Source organism: Fodinicurvata sediminis DSM 21159, assembly GCF_000420625.1.
Classification (GTDB): domain Bacteria; phylum Pseudomonadota; class Alphaproteobacteria; order Kiloniellales; family DSM-21159; genus Fodinicurvata; species Fodinicurvata sediminis.
This window is the reverse complement of sequence record NZ_ATVH01000013.1, coordinates 377281-395580: the sequence shown is the minus strand read 5'-3', so window position 1 is coordinate 395580 and position 18300 is coordinate 377281. Positions and strand designations below refer to the sequence as shown.

20 protein-coding genes are annotated in these 18300 nt (G+C 62.2%); 7 read left to right on the top strand and 13 right to left on the bottom strand.

The genetic code is table 11. The annotated features are described in order from the left end of the window. Position 1: 1 nt before the first annotated feature. From hisA to G502_RS21930, 5 genes are all read left to right on the top strand, one after another. A complete protein-coding gene (hisA, locus tag G502_RS0106945) occupies positions 2–751 on the top strand; it encodes a 1-(5-phosphoribosyl)-5-[(5-phosphoribosylamino)methylideneamino]imidazole-4-carboxamide isomerase (RefSeq protein ID WP_022727939.1) in 750 nt (249 codons plus the stop codon). Next, entirely contained in the window at positions 751–1527 is a 777-nt protein-coding gene (gene hisF, locus G502_RS0106940; RefSeq protein WP_022727938.1) for an imidazole glycerol phosphate synthase subunit HisF, read from the top strand. Before hisA ends, hisF begins: the two co-directional genes overlap by 1 nt. Further along, on the top strand, positions 1524–1871 hold the full coding sequence (locus tag G502_RS0106935; RefSeq protein WP_022727937.1) for a phosphoribosyl-ATP diphosphatase: 348 nt from the start codon (positions 1524–1526) through the stop codon (positions 1869–1871). Before hisF ends, G502_RS0106935 begins: the two co-directional genes overlap by 4 nt. 178 nt (positions 1872–2049) lie before the next feature. After that, complete coding sequence (locus tag G502_RS0106930) at positions 2050–2430, top strand: histidine triad nucleotide-binding protein (RefSeq protein WP_022727936.1); 381 nt, start codon at positions 2050–2052, stop codon at positions 2428–2430. Between the two features lie 60 nt (positions 2431–2490). Further along, positions 2491–2667, top strand: a complete 177-nt coding sequence (locus G502_RS21930) for a PLDc N-terminal domain-containing protein (RefSeq protein WP_022727935.1) — start codon at positions 2491–2493, stop codon at positions 2665–2667. Positions 2668–2705: 38 nt separating this feature from the next. On the opposite strand, the gene G502_RS19070 is transcribed toward G502_RS21930, so the two are convergent. The 10 genes from G502_RS19070 to rsmI all read right to left on the bottom strand — a co-directional run bounded on the left by G502_RS19070 (position 2706) and on the right by rsmI (position 13134). Then, a complete protein-coding gene (locus G502_RS19070; protein ID WP_022727934.1) occupies positions 2706–3584 on the bottom strand; it encodes an ion transporter in 879 nt (292 codons plus the stop codon). Between the two features lie 138 nt (positions 3585–3722). Then, positions 3723–5432 carry a cation:proton antiporter gene (locus G502_RS19065; RefSeq protein WP_022727933.1) on the bottom strand — a complete coding sequence of 570 codons (1710 nt, stop codon included), beginning with the start codon at positions 5430–5432 and terminating at the stop codon, positions 3723–3725. Positions 5433–5522: 90 nt separating this feature from the next. Further along, positions 5523–7052 carry a YifB family Mg chelatase-like AAA ATPase gene (locus tag G502_RS0106910; protein WP_022727932.1) on the bottom strand — a complete coding sequence of 510 codons (1530 nt, stop codon included), beginning with the start codon at positions 7050–7052 and terminating at the stop codon, positions 5523–5525. Between the two features lie 132 nt (positions 7053–7184). Next, positions 7185–8396, bottom strand: coding sequence for an MFS transporter (locus tag G502_RS0106905; RefSeq protein WP_022727931.1), 1212 nt, complete (start codon positions 8394–8396; stop codon positions 7185–7187). An 11-nt stretch (positions 8397–8407) separates the two neighbouring features. Next, entirely contained in the window at positions 8408–9121 is a 714-nt protein-coding gene (locus G502_RS0106900; protein WP_022727930.1) for a ZIP family metal transporter, read from the bottom strand. 60 nt (positions 9122–9181) lie between these two features. Then, positions 9182–10138 carry a glutathione synthase gene (gshB, locus tag G502_RS0106895; protein WP_022727929.1) on the bottom strand — a complete coding sequence of 319 codons (957 nt, stop codon included), beginning with the start codon at positions 10136–10138 and terminating at the stop codon, positions 9182–9184. 108 nt (positions 10139–10246) lie between these two features. Then, positions 10247–11101, bottom strand: a complete 855-nt coding sequence (locus G502_RS0106890) for a SirB1 family protein (protein WP_022727928.1) — start codon at positions 11099–11101, stop codon at positions 10247–10249. A 37-nt stretch (positions 11102–11138) separates the two neighbouring features. After that, positions 11139–11786, bottom strand: a complete 648-nt coding sequence (locus G502_RS0106885) for a BON domain-containing protein (RefSeq protein WP_022727927.1) — start codon at positions 11784–11786, stop codon at positions 11139–11141. Between the two features lie 119 nt (positions 11787–11905). Further along, positions 11906–12268 carry a YraN family protein gene (locus tag G502_RS0106880; protein ID WP_022727926.1) on the bottom strand — a complete coding sequence of 121 codons (363 nt, stop codon included), beginning with the start codon at positions 12266–12268 and terminating at the stop codon, positions 11906–11908. Beyond that, positions 12265–13134 carry a 16S rRNA (cytidine(1402)-2'-O)-methyltransferase gene (gene rsmI / locus G502_RS0106875; RefSeq protein WP_022727925.1) on the bottom strand — a complete coding sequence of 290 codons (870 nt, stop codon included), beginning with the start codon at positions 13132–13134 and terminating at the stop codon, positions 12265–12267. The genes G502_RS0106880 and rsmI overlap by 4 nt, the downstream gene beginning before the upstream one ends. Before the next feature lie 52 nt (positions 13135–13186). On the opposite strand from rsmI, the gene G502_RS0106870 reads away from it, so the two are divergent. Then, positions 13187–14443, top strand: coding sequence for a penicillin-binding protein activator (locus tag G502_RS0106870; protein WP_022727924.1), 1257 nt, complete (start codon positions 13187–13189; stop codon positions 14441–14443). Positions 14444–14467: 24 nt separating this feature from the next. Here the strand turns inward: G502_RS0106870 and hemW are convergent, their stop codons facing one another. Genes hemW through rph form a run of 3 tightly spaced genes read right to left on the bottom strand, consistent with a single transcriptional unit; the run spans position 14468 to position 17009 of the window. Next, on the bottom strand, positions 14468–15655 hold the full coding sequence (gene hemW / locus G502_RS0106865; protein ID WP_022727923.1) for a radical SAM family heme chaperone HemW: 1188 nt from the start codon (positions 15653–15655) through the stop codon (positions 14468–14470). A gap of 20 nt (positions 15656–15675) precedes the next feature. Then, positions 15676–16281 carry an RdgB/HAM1 family non-canonical purine NTP pyrophosphatase gene (gene rdgB / locus G502_RS0106860; RefSeq protein WP_022727922.1) on the bottom strand — a complete coding sequence of 202 codons (606 nt, stop codon included), beginning with the start codon at positions 16279–16281 and terminating at the stop codon, positions 15676–15678. An 8-nt stretch (positions 16282–16289) separates the two neighbouring features. Further along, complete coding sequence (gene rph, locus G502_RS0106855) at positions 16290–17009, bottom strand: ribonuclease PH (RefSeq protein WP_022727921.1); 720 nt, start codon at positions 17007–17009, stop codon at positions 16290–16292. A gap of 206 nt (positions 17010–17215) precedes the next feature. On the opposite strand from rph, the gene hrcA reads away from it, so the two are divergent. Then, positions 17216–18292: a heat-inducible transcriptional repressor HrcA gene (gene hrcA / locus G502_RS0106850; protein WP_022727920.1), complete on the top strand. Its 1077-nt coding sequence runs from the start codon at positions 17216–17218 to the stop codon at positions 18290–18292. Positions 18293–18300 lie beyond the last annotated feature (8 nt).

The window sequence follows — 18300 nt, the reverse complement described above, 5'->3', positions numbered from 1 at the left end:
CATGATCCTCTATCCCGCCATCGACCTGAAGGACGGCCAGGCCGTACGCCTGCTGCGCGGCGACATGGACAAGGCCACGGTCTTCAACAAGGACCCCCTTGACCAGGCGCGTGCTTTTCAGTCCGCGGGCTTCACCTGGCTACACCTGGTGGACCTGAATGGCGCCTTCGAGGGAAAGCCGGTGAATGCCGAGGCAGTGGAGCGCATAGCCAGCTCGATCGACTTGCCCATCCAGCTTGGGGGCGGAATCCGTACGCTTGAAACCATCGAACGCTGGCTGTCCGCCGGTGTGGCCCGCGTGATCCTGGGGACCGTGGCGGTCAAGAACCCCGAGTTGGTGCTTGAAGCCTGCCGGCGCTTCCCGGGCCGCATAGCGGTGGGCATCGACGCCCGCGACGGCCGTGTGGCCGTGGAGGGCTGGGCCGAGACCTCGGACCTCTTGGCCAGTGAACTGGCGCGTCGCTTCGAAGACGCTGGTGTCAGTGCCATCATCTATACCGATATCGATCGGGACGGCGCCCTGCAGGGGGTGAATGTCGCCTCGACAGCCGAACTGGCACAGGCGGTCAACCTGCCCATCATCGCCTCGGGCGGTGTGGCAGGACTGGACGATATTGCCGCCCTGGCAGATGTCGGGCAGCAATCGGGACAGACAGAAATTGCCGGCGTGGTCTGCGGTCGTGCGCTCTATGACGGGCGACTGGATCCGGAGGCAGCGCTGAAGCTTCTGAATGAAAGGGCAGGTACCTGATGCTGAAGGTCCGGATCATACCCTGCCTGGACGTGAAGGACGGGCGCGTGGTCAAGGGCGTGAATTTCGTCGACCTGCGCGATGCCGGCGATCCCGTGGAGCAGGCGCGGATCTATGACGCCGCAGGGGCCGACGAGCTCTGTTTCCTGGATATCACGGCCAGTCACGAGAATCGCGGTACGATCCTGGATGTCGTCCGCGCAACCGCGGAGCAGTGCTTCATGCCGCTGACGGTGGGCGGCGGCGTGCGCACGCTGGAAGACATTCGCCAGCTGCTTCTGGCCGGAGCCGACAAGGTGTCCATTAACACCACCGCCGTCCACAATCCCGAATTCGTGCGCGAAGCGGCCGAGAAGTTCGGGACTCAGTGCATCGTCGTGGCGGTGGATGCCAAGCGGGGGGAAAGTGGCCAGTTCGAGATTTTCACCCACGGCGGACGCAAGCCGACAGGGTTGGAGGCCGTTGCCTGGGCGCAACGCATGGCGGATTACGGTGCCGGCGAAATCCTGCTGACTTCCATGGATCGGGACGGCACGAAGGCAGGCTTCAATCTAGAGCTGACGCGAGCGGTGGCCGACGCCGTGGAGGTTCCCGTCATCGCCTCAGGCGGTGTGGGCAGCCTGGACCATCTGGTCGAAGGCATACGCGACGGCCATGCAGCAGCCGTTCTGGCAGCCTCGATCTTCCACTTCGGCACCCATAGCATTGCCGAAGCCAAGGCCCACATGGCCGCGGCCGGCATTCCCGTACGTCCGATGGAAGAGGCCGGATCATGAGCGCGCAGGACAGCACGCCCGAAAACGCCCATGTGCTGGACGAGCTCTACGACGTCATCCTGGAACGCCGAAATGCCGATCCCGAGAGCTCCTATACAGCGAAGCTCTTTGCCAGGGGTGAAAACAAGATCGCTCAGAAGCTGGGCGAGGAAGCCGTGGAAACCGTGATCGCGGCCCTCAAGGAGGATCACGCGGCTCTGGCATCGGAAAGCGCGGACCTGCTCTACCACCTGCTGGTTCTCTGGGCCGAGAAGGGTATCGCTCCCGAAGAGGTCTGGGACAAGCTGGAGAAACGAAAGGGCACGTCCGGTATTACCGAAAAGGCCATCCGCAAGCCCGAATAAGGCCACATGACATAAACGAGTCCGGAAAAAGCCACAGCTTACAATCGCTCAAGATCTGGCCCAGGGGTGGTGTTCTCTTGTCGATTCCCCCATATGCTTGGGCGTGATACGCTTCCCAAGGGTTGATAAGGACCCGAAGCGGACCACAGCCAAAACAAGAATCGAAGGGGAAGCTGACGTGACGGATACCGCCGTTTCCTACGATCCCGAGAACATCTTTGCAAAGATCCTGCGCGGGGAAATTCCCTGCGACAAGGTCTTCGAGAACGAGCATGCGCTCGCCTTTAACGACATTAATCCCCAGGCGCCGGTTCACGTACTGGTGATCCCAAAGGGCGAATACGTTTCACCCGAGGATTTCACCGCGCGGGCCAGTGATGCCGAGATCGCCGGCTTCATGCGCGCGGTCGGGGAAGTGGCACGACAGCTCGGCCTCAACGAGAATGGCTACCGCTTGCTGGCAAACCACGGACGGGATTCCCGCCAGGAGGTCCCACACCTTCACGTTCATATTACCGGTGGTCGCGACCTGGGTCGCCTGCTGGTACCGGAAGGCTAACATCCTGCCTATTCGAACTTCGAATAGCGCACTGCTTTCATAACAAGAAGGACTCACCTCATGGGTGTCGAAGTTACAGGCATTTTCGGCCTGCTCCTCCTGATCCTTGTGATCTATGCCATAGTCAAGACAGTGCAGAGTGGCGCCTCGACGGGCGGTAAGGTGATCTGGATCGTCGTCTTGATCCTGCTTCCGCTGCTGGGCTTCATCCTCTGGCTGTTGTTTGGGCCCAAGTGATAAACTAGCAGAACGCAGCGGCTGGCTGCTGAGGAGGCCTAGCCGCTGCGTTCCTCGCTGTCTGCCTTGCTGGAACTCTCGTTTTCCTGACGCAAATCCTGGACTTCCTGCTTGATTTCGCGCACTTCAGTCAGGATCGCTTCGGCATCGGCATGGGCCGCTTCGCGTTCGGCCTCGATGTCTGTATCATGCTGGGACTGCATGGCATTCACGATGATCGCGATGAAGAGGTTCAAGACCGTGAAGCTGGTCAGCAGGATGAAGGGCACGAAGAACAGCCAGGCCAGTTCGTAACGTTCCATAACCGGACGTACGATGTCCATGGACCAGCTTTCCAGGGTCATGATCTGGAACAGCGTATAGGACGAAGCTCCAATGGTGCCGAACCACTCGGGAAAGGTCTCGCCGTAAAGCTTCGTTGCCATGACCGAGAAGACATAGAACACCAGCCCCAATAGGGCGACGATCGAGCCCATGCCCGGGATCGCGCTCAGCAGCGCCCCCACCACACGACGCATGGAAGGTACGACCGAAACCAGGCGCATGACGCGCAGGATGCGTAAGGCACGCAGGACCGACAGGCTTCCCGTGGCCGGAACCAGGGCAATCCCCACCACCAGGGTATCGAAGACGTTCCAGGGATCCTTCACGAAACGCCAGCCGTAGGCCACCATCTTGGCCAGAATTTCCAGGACGAAAACCGTCAGGATCACCCGGTCCGCAGCAACCAGGAAATCCCCTGCGGTTGCCATGGCGGTCTTGCTGGTTTCCAGGCCAAGTGTAATGGCGTTGATCACGATCAGGCCCGTGATGAACAGCTGGGTCCGGCGATGTTCCACCAGTTTACGCAAGCCGCCGCGCAGACGGCTCTCGGTCCCGCTCGTACCATCATCCGGCCGGGCTCGCTGCCTGCTCATGCCTCACTCCTCTCCGCACTCTGACTGGAAAAGGCCATGTAACAGTTGTGCGCCTGCCTGACCTTCGGGCGCAGACATAAGACGAAGCCGGGGTTGCCTGACAAGCCTTTTTCGCATGACTGGCGAAGGGCAATGGCCTCAGGCCTGCCCAGCGCCGAAGATCTCCTCCTCCTGGCGCACCGCCTGGCCGGTGATCTTCTCCACCGCCCGGGCCGCGCCATCATTGAAGGGGTTGAGCACCACGTCCGCACCCGCCTTCACCATTTGACGGGCATCCCAGAGGTCATGACTGGTCACGGCAATGCGGCCCTTGTAGCCGTTGTCTCGCAGGGTTTGTATCAAAGCGACACGCTGGTCCACCCCTATCAGGGCCGTACGCTGCGGCGGCGTCGCCATGATGACCCACTCTGCCGTGCGATAGGGCAGGTGCAGCAGAAACTCGGGATCCGAAACGTCGCCATAGAGCGCCGGATTACCGCGTGCTTGGTAACGTTTTAGCGTCTCCGGATCGAAGTCGACGCCCAGGATGGATTTTTCCTGTTCGATCAGGTCGCGGGCGATTCCCCGTCCGTAACGTCCCAGTCCGAAGAGGATGACGTCATAGGTACCCTCGGCCACCGCGCCTTCGTGCGCCTGTTCTCGATGGGCCATGCGACGCTCGAAGATGCCGAGCAGGGGCTCCAGCCAGCGATAGAGCTGTTGGGAATAGGTGATCAGATAGGTGGACAGCATGATGGTGACCAGCCCCACTAGGGTGACCAGACCCATGGCCTCGTCCCCGACATGCCCCAGCGACAGCCCCATGGCCATGAAGATCAGGGAAAACTCGCTGATCTGCGAAACCGTCAGGCCAGCCAGGAAACCGGTGCGCTTGCGATACCCCATGACGCCCATAATGATCAGCACGATCAGGGGATTCCCGATCAGGACGAAGAGCGACAGAATGGTGGCTGGCCCCACCTGGCTGCCAAGCAGGTCCAGGTTCAGCCCCATGCCCAAGGAGATGAAGAAGAACAGTAGCAGGAAGTCACGCAGGCTGGACAGACGTGTCGCCACGTTGTCACGATAGCCTGAAGAAGCCAGCGACACGCCGGCCAGCAGGCCGCCAAGCTCCTTGCCGACCCCCACCAGTTCACCCAGGGCCGCGAAGATGACGGCCCAGGTGATCGCGAAGATGATCAGAAGTTCGGGCACGCGCGCCAGGCGGCGCAACAGGGGGTCTGCCAGATACCGAATGAAGACGACGACGGCCGCGACCAGCAGTAGACCGCCGCCCAAAGCCGTCAGGACCGCCATGGTCCCGCCATCCCCACCAGCGCCCGCGCCAATGCCTACCGCCGAAAGCACCACCATGGCCACCACGACGGCAATATCCTGGACAATCAAAAAGCCCAGGGCGATGCGCCCGTAGAGGGAATCGATCTCGCCCTTGTCGGACAGCAGCTTGACGATGATGATCGTGCTAGAAAAGGTCAGGGCGACAGCCACATAGAGACTGACGATCGGGCTGAGCCCCATTGCCAGACAGATGAGATAGCCAAAGACCGAGGTGAAGATCACCTGACCCAGACCGGTGGCCACCGCAACCGGCCCCAGGGTTCGGACCAGTTGCAGGTCCAGCTTCAATCCCACCAGGAACAGCAGCAATGCTATGCCAATTTCCGCCAGTAACGAAATGGCCTCGTTGGCGCTGGCGAAGCCGGTGACATCCGGACCCGCGATGATGCCGGCGGCAATGAAACAGACCAACAGGGGCTGCCTGAGGGAAACGCCAATCAGTCCAACGAAGGTTGCAAGGCCAAGAAGACCGGCCACCTCATAGAATACCGTGTGGTCGATGTGTTCCACCTGCCCCTACCTGTCTGTTCCACGCAGGCCAGCAGAGTAACATGTAAGTGCCAAGTGGAAAGACCGGCCTGCTGGATATCGATCATCCGGTTATGCCATCGCAGCCATCATGCGCCGATAGCCTAGGGCCTCCGCGACATGCAGGCGCCGCACGCCGTCACAGTCCTCCAGATCAGCCAGGGTACGGGCCACACGCAGGACACGGTGGTAACCGCGGGCCGAGAGTTTCATGCGATTGGCCGCCTCCTGCAGCAGGCTGCGCCCCTCATTGTCAGGCGCTGCACAGTTCTCCAGGTGCTGGCCATCCAGTTCGGCGTTGGTCAGGCTGCGCCCTTCGATACCGCCCTCCACAGCGACGTTACGCGCGGCCTGTCGCTCGCGCGCCCGGGCCACGCGCACGGCGACTTCGGCACTGCCCTCGGCGGGCGGGGGCAGGGCCAGATCAGCCGCACTGACGGCCGGAACATCTACATGCAGATCGATGCGGTCGAACAGCGGACCCGAGATGCGCGCCTGGTAATCCTGCCCGCATCGGGGGGCCTTGCTGCAGGCAACCGCCGGATCATCCAGGTGGCCGCAACGGCAGGGATTCATGGCGGCCACCAGCTGGACCCGCGCCGGATAGGTTACATGGGCATTGGCCCTGGCGATGGAAACACGGCCCGTTTCCATCGGCTGGCGTAGGGATTCCAGGGTGGCGCGGGCAAATTCCGGTAGCTCATCCAGGAAGAGCACACCGTGATGTGCAAGGGACAATTCGCCCGGCTTGGCACGGTGACCCCCACCGACCAGTGAAGGCAGGGACGCAGAGTGGTGCGGGTCACGGAAGGGGCGATGCCGCAACAGCTTGCCTTCCTCCAGGGTCCCGGCCACGGAATGAATCATGGAAACTTCAAGAGCCTCGGCTGGCGACAACGGGGGCAGGAGGCCGGGCAAACGCTGGGCCAGCATGGACTTCCCGGATCCGGGAGGGCCGGTCATGAGAAGGTTGTGATTCCCGGCCGCCGCAATCTCCAGCGCACGCTTGGCGCTTTCCTGGCCCTTGATCTCTGCCAGGTCCGGTATGGACGTGCCGGATTCGGCCAGGGCGGCTTCGGGTTGGGCGAGTACCTGGGTGCCCTTGATGTGGTTGACCAGGGCCACGAGATCACGCGGCGCCAGGATGTCGATATCCGGGGCCCAGGCGGCCTCACCCCCCTGCGCGGCAGGGCAGATCAAGCCCAATCCGCAGGCCGAGGCATGGATTGCCGCCGGCAGGACTCCCGCCACTGGATTGATGCGTCCATCCAGGGAAAGCTCGCCCAGTGCCACATGGGTGGACAGGGCGTCCGCCGGCAGAACCCCCATCTCGGCCATCAGGGCCAGGGCAATGGGCAGGTCGTAGTGGCTGCCTTCCTTCACAAGGTCGGCCGGCGCAAGGTTGACCACGATCCGCTTGGGCGGCAGCGAAAGACCCAGCGCCGTCAGCGCCGAGGTCACACGCTCGCGGCTTTCCCCCACCGCCTTGTCGGCCAAGCCAACCACCAGGAACCTTGGCATGCCCGAAGTTGCCTGAACCTGGACATCCACATCGACAACCTCGACCCCCTGGAAGGCCACCGTTCCGATACGTGCGACCATGCAACGCCCCTACCTGCCCGATTACCACCATTTGGTGTTACGGCAGACAGCATAAAAAGTCACTCTTTTTCGAAGGTGTTTTAGGCGCATCCGATTGAATTCGGAATTCGTTCGCTTGTTGGAGCGCAGGCACTACGCCGCGCGCAGCTGCGATTCCCGAGGGAGCAGTGCCGTGAGCAAGCCAAGGAAGGGCAGGAAGGCGCAGAGCTGATAGACGAAGCCGATCCCATAGGCATCCGCAAGAACCCCCAGGATGGCTGCGCCCAACCCCCCCATGCCGAAGGCAAAGCCGAAGAACAGTCCGGAAATCAGGCCCACACGTCCCGGAACCAGCTCCTGGGCATAAACGACAATGGCCGAGAAGGCCGAAGCCAGAACCAGGCCGATCACCACCGACAGCACGCCGGTCCAGAAGAGGTTGGCGTGCGGCAGCATCAGCGTGAAAGGCAGCACGCCCAGGATGGAGATCCAGATCACCGGACGCCGACCGATGCGATCGGCAAGGGGCCCACCCAGGATGGTGCCGACCGCTGCCGCCCCTAGAAATACGAACAGCAGAATCTGGGAATGACGAATGGTCACCCCGAAGGTGTCGATCAGATAGAAGGTATAGTAGCTGGTCAGGCTGGAGAGATAGACGTACTTGGAGAAGATCAGCATCGCCAGCACAGCGATGGCGAAGAGGATACGCCGGCGCGGCAGGGGCAGCGTGCGCGAGGCTTCCGTTGAGGTCCTGCGTGCCTGGAGATGCTGTCGCTTCGCCCAGGAGCCCACCCACCAGAGGATCAGCATGCCCAGCAGGGCCACGGCGGAGAACCAGGCAATTCCGGGCTGTCCCAGCGGCAGGACCACATAGGCGGCAAGCAGCGGGCCCACGGCCGTGCCTGTGTTGCCGCCCACCTGGAAAATGGACTGGGCCAGGCCGAAGCGCCCGCCCGAGGCGGAGCGAGCCAGCCGAGAGGCGTCGGGATGGAAGATCGAGGACCCCAGGCCCACCGCACAGGCTGCGAACAACAGGAAGATATAATGCTGCGCGCTGGCCAGCAGCAGCAGTCCCACCAGGGTGCACCCCATCCCCACGGACAGCAGCCGAAACCGCTGGCGGCGATCCGTATAGAAGCCAACAGCCGGCTGCAGCAACGAAGCTGTCACCTGGAAGGCCAGATGCAGGACGCCAATCTGCGTGAAGCTGAGGGCGAAGTTCTGTTGCAGGACGGGATAGATCGCCGGCAGCAGCGACTGCATCATGTCATTCAGGAAATGACAGAGGCTCAGCGCACTGAGCACGAGAAATGCCGTTCTGTTGGCGCTGGTCGATCCTGCCGTATCTGCTGCTGTTGTCATGACTTTAACCTCTACTGCAACAGCATATGGCCCCACAGTCCGAGAAGAAAGCCGGCAACTGCACCCAGCGGGGGCGCCCAGTGACGCTCAAGGTGGGCCTGAGGGGCGATGTCCTGGAAATTCAGGTAGAGTATACCGCCAGCGGCAAAGAACATGATGCTGCCCAGCAGGTCCTCCAGGGAATGAAGGAAGCTGAAGCCGACCCAGGCGGCCAGCGGACCCAGCAGGACGATTGTACAGAAGGCAGCGAGGATGCGGCCGGCCGGCAGGCGAGTCCCTGAGCGCAATTCGCGATAGGCATTGAAGCCCTCAGGCAGGTTCTGAAGGGCAATCAAGCCGGCCAGAAGAAGCCCGGTCGCCTTTCCAGTGGCCAGCATGGCCCCCAGCGCCAGGGATTCCGGGACAAAATCCAGCAGCATGGCCAGCAACTGGGAAGCCGCGCCGCCAGCCCGGGCGATCAGGTAATCAACCACGAAGAAACAGACACCGCCAAGGGTGAAGGCGGGCAGCGCCAAGGTCGGCGATGTCAGCTTCATGCCTTCGGGAATCAGGACCAGAGCCACCGCAGCCAGCAAGGCACCCCCACCAAAGGCGATCACCGAATGGCGGAATTCCGTTTCCAGCCAATGGGGCCGGAAATCCTCGATCCGCGCGGCAAGACCGCCCAGTGGAATGGTCGCACCGGCCACAAAGGCATAGGCGATGGCACTGAAGACATCAGGCAAGTGCGCCCCCTTATATAGCTGCTCCGACTATAGCTACCGCGACCCTGGACTGCAGGCGCACTACTCCGGCATCAGGCCTTCGAAGCGTGATTCGATCGCATCCCAGATCAGGCCAGCGGCATTGACGTTGTCGAAGCGTTCCAGTTCCTGAAGCCCGGTGGGCGAGGTCACGTTGATTTCGGTAAGATAATCGCCGATCACGTCGATGCCGACGAAGATCAGGCCGCGCTCCTTCAGGATCGGACCGATGGTCGTGCAGATCTCCCGATCACGCTTTGAGAGTTCTACCGCCATGGCACGGCCGCCAACGTGCAGGTTCGAGCGGGCCTCCCCCTCGGCCGGAACCCGGTTGATGGCGCCCACGGGTGTCCCATCGACCAGGATGATCCGCTTGTCCCCCTTGCGGATCTCGGGCAGATACTTCTGCACGATCACCGGTTCACGCGAGATCTGCGTGAAGATTTCCAGCAAAGAGTTCAGGTTCTCGTCATCTTCCTTCAGGTGGAAGACCCCGGCGCCACCATTGCCGAACAGGGGTTTGACGATGATGTCCCTGTGGGTACGGCGGAAATATTCGATCTCCGCCTTGCTGCGCGTGATCATCGTCGGCGGCATCAGTTCCGGAAAATGGGTGACGAACAGCTTTTCAGGCGCATTGCGGACTTCTGCGGGATTGTTCACCACCAAGGTCGAGGCCGGCAGGTGCTCCAGCAGGTGAGTCGCCGTGATATAGGACATGTCGAAAGGTGGATCCTGGCGCATCAGCACCACGTCCATGGCAGCAAGGTTCAAGCTCTCGGCTTCACCCAGGGTGGCCGCCATGCCCGCTTCGTGTTGAAAAACGGCTGGCCGCACAGTGGCATAGACCCGGTCGTCGTAGTAGGTCAGATCCTGGGGCAGGTAATGATAAAGTCCGTGCCCCCTGCGTTGCGCCTCCATTGCCAGGGCAAAGGTACTGTCGGCATTGATATCGATGGGTTCCACTGGGTCCATCTGAATGGCAACGGCAAGTGACATGACTTCTCCTCGATCACGCGTGTCCAGTCTGCGGCCTGTTGCAGGGCCTTTAGCATTCCCCGACAGCTATTCCCAGCCGTAACACGGCCTTTCCGTCAGCTTTGAACTTCAATTCAGACGCCCACGCATCTCTTCCAGCAGGCGGGCGGTGTCCTGCCTGTTCTTATCCGGTCCTGCTAGGTCGAGGTACTGCTCCAATGCATGAATTCCCTGGTGCAGCTGGCCCAGATGATTGTGGATCAAACCGGCTTCCCGCCAAAGCTCTGCCCGTTGCGGGGCAAGCAGCAGCATGCCTGCCACCACCGGCAGCGCTTCATCGGCTCTTTGCGCCTTCAGCAGCCGTAGTTTCAGGTTGTTCTGGAGTCTGAGAAGAATGTCCAGGTTTCCGCTGGCGCTGTAATGGTCGCGGGTCAGCTCCGCTTCGACCCCCGCCATGGCCTTGAGAAGCTGGCGCATGTCCGCAGGCGTGCAGCTGCGCCCCTCATTGAAGGGATCCAGTATATCGCGTTCGCCGCCAAAGCCGACGCGGATCAGGAAATGCCCCGGGAAGGACAGGCCAACCGCTTCACAATCCAGGCGGCGCGCCACATGAAGATAAAGGATGCCGAGCGCCACCGGCAGCCCACGGCGCCGGTCCATGACCGACATCAGGTTGGCATTGTTCAGGTCGTCATAGCTCTCGTCATCGCCCTTGTATCCGAACTGCTCGTAGAGCACCCGGTTTATGGCACCGACGATGTTCTCCAGGCTGTCGCCCGCATTCTCGGCAATCAGGCGTGCGCCGGCTTCCCGCGTCATTTCCGAAAGATGCCGTTCATAATTGAACAGCTCTGCACCGGGGCGCTCAAGAGCCGCCAACAGCAGAGCGGTGTGCGCCAGGTCGATCTCTTCGTCGGGCAGGCGTCCGATATCCTGTAGTTCGCTCTCGATATCCTTGCGGGTCGTTGCGGGTATGCTGTTCACCCGTGAACCTCCTCCAGTTTATCAGTCTGGCAGTTTATCAGTCTGGTCGCGTTGTTTCTTTGTCATCCTCCAGAACGCGCAGGTAATCCGTCACGCCCTTAACATAAGGCACGGACTTGGCATGCGCCACGACCCGTTCGCGTTCGCTCTCGCTGCGTGCAAGCCCGATCAGGTAGACCCTCTGGTTCACCACCTCAGTGGAATAGTTGATGTCCTTGACGTCCACGTCAAACAGCAGGAGCGTATCCAGGCGCAGTTCTATCCAGCGGTCCAGCGCAGCATCGCTCAGTCCCGAGGTGTCATCGACAGTCATTTCGTCTATGACCTCGTTCACGCCCTCCGGCCGCCATGCCAGGCGGAAGACCTGAACCTTGTCCTCGGGTGTCGGCACATTGCCACTCAAGAGTACGCGTCCTTCCTCGACCTGAAGGTGGACGGCATTGTAGATCTCGAAATCCTCCTGCAGCAGCAGGGCATTCAGTTCGAAACGGATACGCGTGTCATCTGCTGCAGTCGTAAAGCCCTTGTCCTTGCTGGCTGCCACACCCCCCGTAGCTGCCGCGCCCACGATCATGCCGGTACGACTGCATCCTCCCGATAGCGCCAGTAGCAGGACAAGACTCAACAGGAAAAGACCGCGTACAGTGCACACGTACAGGAAGACGAAGGGTAACCTGACCGGCATGGCTGTCTCATTCGGTTGCCAATGCAAGCTGTTTCTCCAGGAAAAATGACGAACGCGTTGTCCCCATGTGAAGAAATGGAACCTTATGCCATTACCGCAGGGACTGAACAGGGCGGCTTTCATGGACGCCAAAGATCCGGCAGGTGGTGTGGCAAGCGCCCTGGAATCAGCAAGAGCCCGTCAAAGCGCAGTTGGTGGTCGGCAAGTTCAGGCCTGCGGGAGAGATAATAGGTTGCCGCCCGTTCTATGCGATGGCGCTGGCGGTCTGTTATGGCCAGCAAGGCCTGTTCATGCGTGGCCCGATGCTTGACCTCCACGAAAGCCAGCACACCGCCCCGGCGCACCACCAGATCGATTTCGCCAACCGGTGTCCGCAAGCCCTGGGCCAGGACACTGTAGCCCTTCATGCGCAGCCACAAGCGGGCAAGCGTTTCGGCACGTCGGCCCCTCTTCCAGGCCGCAAGCCGCACGGACCTGCTCATTTTCCGGATCTGCCCGTCAATTCCAGGGCCCGGGCGTAGACACGCCGCCGCGGCAGGCCACTTTCCGCGCTGACACTGTTCACGGCATCGCGCAGGCTGCTCTCGGCCAGCGCAGACTGGAGCCGTTCATCCAGGTTATCCTCTGCCTCGGCGTCGCGCGCGCTGTCGGTCTGGGGGCCAACCAGGATGACGACTTCCCCCTTCGGCGATCCCTCCCGTTCATAATGCGCGGCCAGGGCCTCAAGGCTGTCGCGGCGCACCTCCTCGTAAAACTTGGTCAGTTCACGCGCCACGGCTGCCCGGCGATGGCCTCCGAAAACATCTCTCATGTCCCGCAGGCTGGCGCCAAGCCGGTTGGGGGATTCATAGAACACCAAGGTCCCAGGTATGCTCTGCAGGCTCTGTAGCTCGTTGCGGCGCGTGCCGCTGCGTGTTGGCAGGAAACCGGCAAAGAAGAAGCGGTCCGGCGGCAAGCCCGAAACCGTCAGAGCGGCCAGAACGGCCGAAGCGCCGGGCAATGCTGTCACTTCGTATCCGGCCTCATGAGCCTCACGGGCCAGCTTGTAGCCGGGATCCGAAACCAGCGGTGTTCCTGCATCGCTGACCAGCGCCACAGATTTGCCACCGCTCAGGGCATCCAGAAGCTTGGGGCGCACACGCCCGGCGTTGTGTTCATGGTAGGCCGTCAGGGAGCGCTCAATTCCATGCGCCTGTAGAAGTCGCGACGTCATGCGCGTATCCTCGCAGGCCAGCACATCAACCCTGGAAAGTACGTCCAGGGCCCGTAGAGTGATATCTGCGAGGTTGCCGATCGGTACCGCAACAAGGTAAAGCTGCGGTGCCAACGGCTGTGAAGAGGGCTGCATTCCCGTTTGCACCTTTCAGCCGGAAGGCCGCTTTGTTGTTAGGAGATCGTCCATGAGCCTGCTGCCCACCCGTCTTCTCGCCATCTTCCTGATCCTCGGCCTTGCCGCCTGCCAGTCACAGCAGGCTACGCAGCCGGACAGCGGCGCGCAACAGGTCGGAGAGAGAACTGCACCAGAAAGCCAGGCCGGCATGGATGGGGATGCTGCCCTTGATGATGGGCGAACCCGCGTTGCCCTGCTCGCTCCCCTCAGCGGCGAACACCGCCCCTTGGGACAAAGCCTGGTGAATGCAGCACAGATGGCGCTCTTTCGGCTGGCCGGAGATGACTTCGAACTGGTGATCAAGGATGCCGGCAGCACAGCACGTGAAGCGCAAGCTGCAATGGACGAGGCCTTGAACGAGAACGTGCAGCTGGTCCTTGGCCCTCTGTTCTCCCAGTCCGTTTCGGCGATCGGGCCGCAAGCCACACGGGCCGGCGTCCCCGTTCTGGCCTTTTCCAACGACCGGTCCGTTGCGGCCCCCGGCGTTTATGTGATGGGTATCGGGCCGGCCAACGACGTCACCCGCGTGATCCAGTACTCGGTGGAACAGGGCCGCGACCGGATCGCCATCCTTGCCCCCCGTAACTCCTATGGACAGGCCGTTCAGGAAGCCGCCCGGCGTGCCGCTTCACGTTACGGAGCAAGCATCACGACAAGCGCCTCTTACGATCCGGCAGCCGTGGACAAAACCAGCGCCGTACAAGGGCTGGCCCAATCCGCCAGCCAGACCAGCAGCGACGAAGCCACCGTAAGCGGCTCCGGCCTGGGCGTGACCGGCTTCAACAGCCTGCTGCTCCCGGCTGGTGGCCGCGAAGTGGAGAACATTGCACCCTTGCTGCCTTACTACGACATCAACCCCGAAAATGTGCAGCTGCTGGGCTCGCGTCTCTGGGAGAACGGAAATCTTGGGCGCGATCCTGTGCTTGCTGGGGGCTGGTTTGCAGCACCGGACAACGACAGATGGCAGACCTTTGCCCGTCAGTACGAAGATCTCTTTGGCCAGAAGCCGCCACGGGTCGCCTCCATTGCCTATGATGCGACGGCGCTCACGGCCGCCTTGGCGCGGGATGCCGAAACCGGCGACAATCCGATGGTCTTCGACCAGGCTGTGCTGACCGACAGTGACGGTTACACCGGCGTGGACGGCCTGTTCCGCTTGCTCCCCGATGGCGAGGTGGAGCGGGGTCTGGCGATTTACGAACTGACCGACGACGGCTTCCGGCGTCTGGAATCAGCGCCAGGCAGCTTTGAGCCACTGGTGAACTGAGGCGCGCCAGGCGACAGGGCGCGCTTATCCCAGCAGATAGCCAAGCAGGGCATCGAGGCGCTGGCGTCCGGCCGGCAGGGCGCGCAGACGCTGGGGCGTCAGTTCCAGGTATCCGGCTTCGCAAAGGGCTTTCAGCCGGGCCGGATCCACGAGCGCCTCAAGCGACCGTCCCTGTTCGGCCTCGACCGTCGCCCGGTTAATGCCAGCGGCCAGCCGCAAGCCCATCATCAGGCGTTCAGTCAGGCGCTCCTCCAGCGTGAGAGCGTTTTCCGCGCGGGTGGCATGCCCCTGGCTCTCCACGCTTTCCAGCCAGGCTTCGGGGGCCCGGTGCTGACGCAGGGCATAACGCGCGCCGTCGAAGCTCAGGCGACCATGCGCGCCCGGTCCGATGCCCACATAGTCGCCATGGCGCCAATAGACCAGGTTATGGCGGCTTTCCGCGCCGGGACGGGCGTAGTTCGAGATCTCGTAGCCTTCCAGGCCGGCCGGCTTCAGGATATCCGCTGTGCATTCATAGAGCTGCGCCTGGCAGTCTTCGGGGGGCAGTTCCAGTTCGCCGCGCCGCCAGTCTCCATGAAAGACGGTGTTGGGTTCGATGGTCAGCTGATAGAGAGAGATATGCTCGGTGCCTTCCTGAAGGGCACTTTTCAGCTCGGCTTCCCAGCTTGCCAAGCTCTGCTCCGGCCGGGCATAGATCAGATCGAAGGAAAAGCGCGGAAAGTGCCGCCGGGCCAGCGCGATGGCCTCACGCGCCTCAGCCGCCGAGTGGCGTCGCCCCAGGAAGGCAAGTGCGTTGTCGTCAAAGGACTGCACACCCAGGGACAGCCGGTTGACCCCGGCCGTGCGATAAGCGGCGAACTTGCCGGCTTCGGTCGAAGTGGGGTTGGCCTCGAGAGTCACTTCCAGATTGCTGTCCAGCTGCCAATAGCGAGGCAGTACATCCAGCAACGCGCCCACGGTTTCAGGCGCCATCAACGAGGGGGTTCCGCCTCCGAAAAAGACGGAGGTCAGCCTGCGGCCGGCCGTGCGCTTGGCGAAATGCTCCAGCTCGCGCAGAAGGGCCTGACGCCAGCGATCCTGGTCGATGCTCTCCCGGACATGGCTGTTGAAATCGCAATAGGGGCACTTGGACTGACAGAACGGCCAGTGAACGTAGAGTCCGAAACCAGGATCATCAGCACCAGTTTCGGGAAGACTGTCGCGACTGGACATATGCAGGTCCCTGTTGGCTGTCACCCGGCCCTGCGCAACCAGGTTTCAAAATCGCGGAATGCACGCGCCCTGTGGCTGATGGCATGCTTTTCCGCGGGATCCATTTCCCCGAAGGTCTCCTGGCGTCCATCGGGCAGGAACATGGGATCATAACCGAAACCCAGGCTGCCCCGGGGCGGCCAGACCAGGGTTCCATCCACACGCCCTTCGAAAACCCGGGTCTCACGGCCGGGTTGGGCCAGGGCCAGTGCACAGACAAAGTAGGCGTGGCGATCCCGGCTGTCGCCGAGTTTCTCGTTCACCTTGTCCATGGCCAAACCAAAGTCCTTGTCCGGACCCGCCCAGCGGGCCGAGTAAATCCCGGGTTCGCCATCCAGGGCCGGAACCACCAGGCCGGAATCATCCGACAGGGCCGGCAATCCTGCAGCTTCGGCTGCGCTTTCCGCCTTCAATGTCGCGTTCTCGGCAAAGGTCCGTCCCGTTTCCTCGGGTTCCGGCAGTTCAAGCTCGCCAGCCGAGAGGACCTGGATGCCGAAAGGCTCCATCAGCTCGGCGATTTCCCGGACCTTGCCCGGGTTATGGCTGGCTATGACCAGTCGCTCTCCCGGGACAATCCCTTCAGCCATTCGATTTCTCACTCCGTCTTTAGTGCGGCGCGCTGGACCTCGGTCAACTGCTTGATGCCGGCCTCGGCCAAACCCAGCAGGTGATCAAACTGCTCGCGGCTGAAGGGGACGTCCTCGGCCGTGGCCTGAACCTCGACGATGCGGCCGCTGGTCGTCATCACGAAGTTGGCGTCAGCGCCAGCCTCGGAATCCTCGGAATACTCCAGGTCCAGGATCGCGTCGCCACGATAGAGACCACAGGAAACCGCTGCCACCTCTTCGGACAGCGGAATATCCGTCATGATGCCCAGACGCCGCATATGATCGAACGCCATGTGGAGCGCCACATACGCGCCTGTGATGGCGGCCGTGCGTGTTCCTCCGTCTGCCTGCAGGACATCACAGTCCAGGCGAATCTGCCGTTCGCCGAAAGCCGTCAGGTCGGTCACGGCCCGCAGGCTGCGGCCTATCAGGCGCTGGATCTCCTGAGTGCGTCCGGTCTGCCGTCCGCGGGCGGCCTCGCGATCCGTGCGCCCGTCCGTCGCCCTGGGCAGCATTCCGTATTCCGCGGTCACCCAGCCGCGTCCGCTGTTGCGCAGCCACCCAGGCACGCCAGGATCGACACTGGCCGTGCACAGCACATGCGTGTCCCCGAAACGGGCCAGGCACGAACCCTCCGCATACTTGTTGACGTTGGTTTCCAGCACGATATCGCGAAGCTGGTCGGCGGACCGGCCACTGGGGCGCATGAGCGAACTCCCTTCCAGGGTTTGGGCAGGCGGCACACGCCGCCCGAAGACGGCGCGAACCTAACGCCTCCGCACAGGGCCGTCCAGCCGCAGCAGGCCGTTGAAACCGCAGCGATCAGGGATTAAATGCTGGGACGTACATGCACCGGGGGAAAAATCCCCTCGGACAACTGATTTTCTCCGGTATACTCACAGTCATGACATCCATGTCCAGGCGTCCACCGAAGTCCCTAGCCGATCGCCCCGAACTGGGCGCGCTGAACGAACGTTCGCGCGAGATCCTGCGCATGATCGTCGATTCCTATGTGGAGACCGGAGCGCCCGTCGGCTCGCGCACCCTTTCGCGGAACATGGGCCTCGACCTCTCCCCGGCGACGGTCCGCAATGTCATGGCCGACCTGGAGGATCTGGGGCTGCTGATGGCGCCACACACCTCGGCCGGCCGCCTGCCCACGGAACAGGGCCTGCGCCTTTACGTGGATGGTCTGCTGGAACACGGGAACATAGGCCAGGACGAGCGCGAGATCATCGAGGGGAAGTGTGCGGCCTCGGGGCGTTCCCTGTCGCAGGTCCTTGAAGAGGCGACCACGCTTCTCTCCGACCTGTCCCACTGTGCCGGCCTGGTAATGGCGCCCAAGCAGCAGGACGACACCCTGAAGCATATTGAATTCGTCTCCCTGGGTCCGGGTCGCGCACTGGTTGTCCTGGTGGGTGAGTCGGGGAACGTGGAAAATCGCGTGATCGATGTTCCCGTCGGCCTGCCGCCCTCTTCCCTGGTCGAGGCCTCCAATTTCCTCTCGGCGCACCTGCGCGGGCGGACCCTTGAGGATACACGCCAGATCGTCAGCCAGGAAATGGATACCGAGCGGGCCAGACTGGACGAGTTGACCTCGCGCGTTGTTGAGGCCGGCCTGGCAACCTGGGCCGACAACTCCAGCGGCGGCGCTCTGATCGTGCGGGGCCAGGCACAGCTGCTCAGCGATGTGCAGGCACTGGAAGACCTGGAACATATCCGTCAGCTCTTCACCGCCCTGGAGAAGAAGGAGGCCTTGCTGCGCCTGCTCGACCTGACCGACGATGCTGAGGGTGTCCAGATCTTCATTGGCGCGGAAAACGAGTTGTTCGGCATGGCCGGATGCTCCATGGTCGTCGCACCCTACAACAACAGCAAGCAGCAGATCGTGGGCGCCATCGGCGTGATCGGTCCGACACGGATCGACTATGCCCGGATCATCCCGATGGTCGACTACACGGCCAAGGTGATTGGCCGCTTGATCGGCTGACCCCTTAA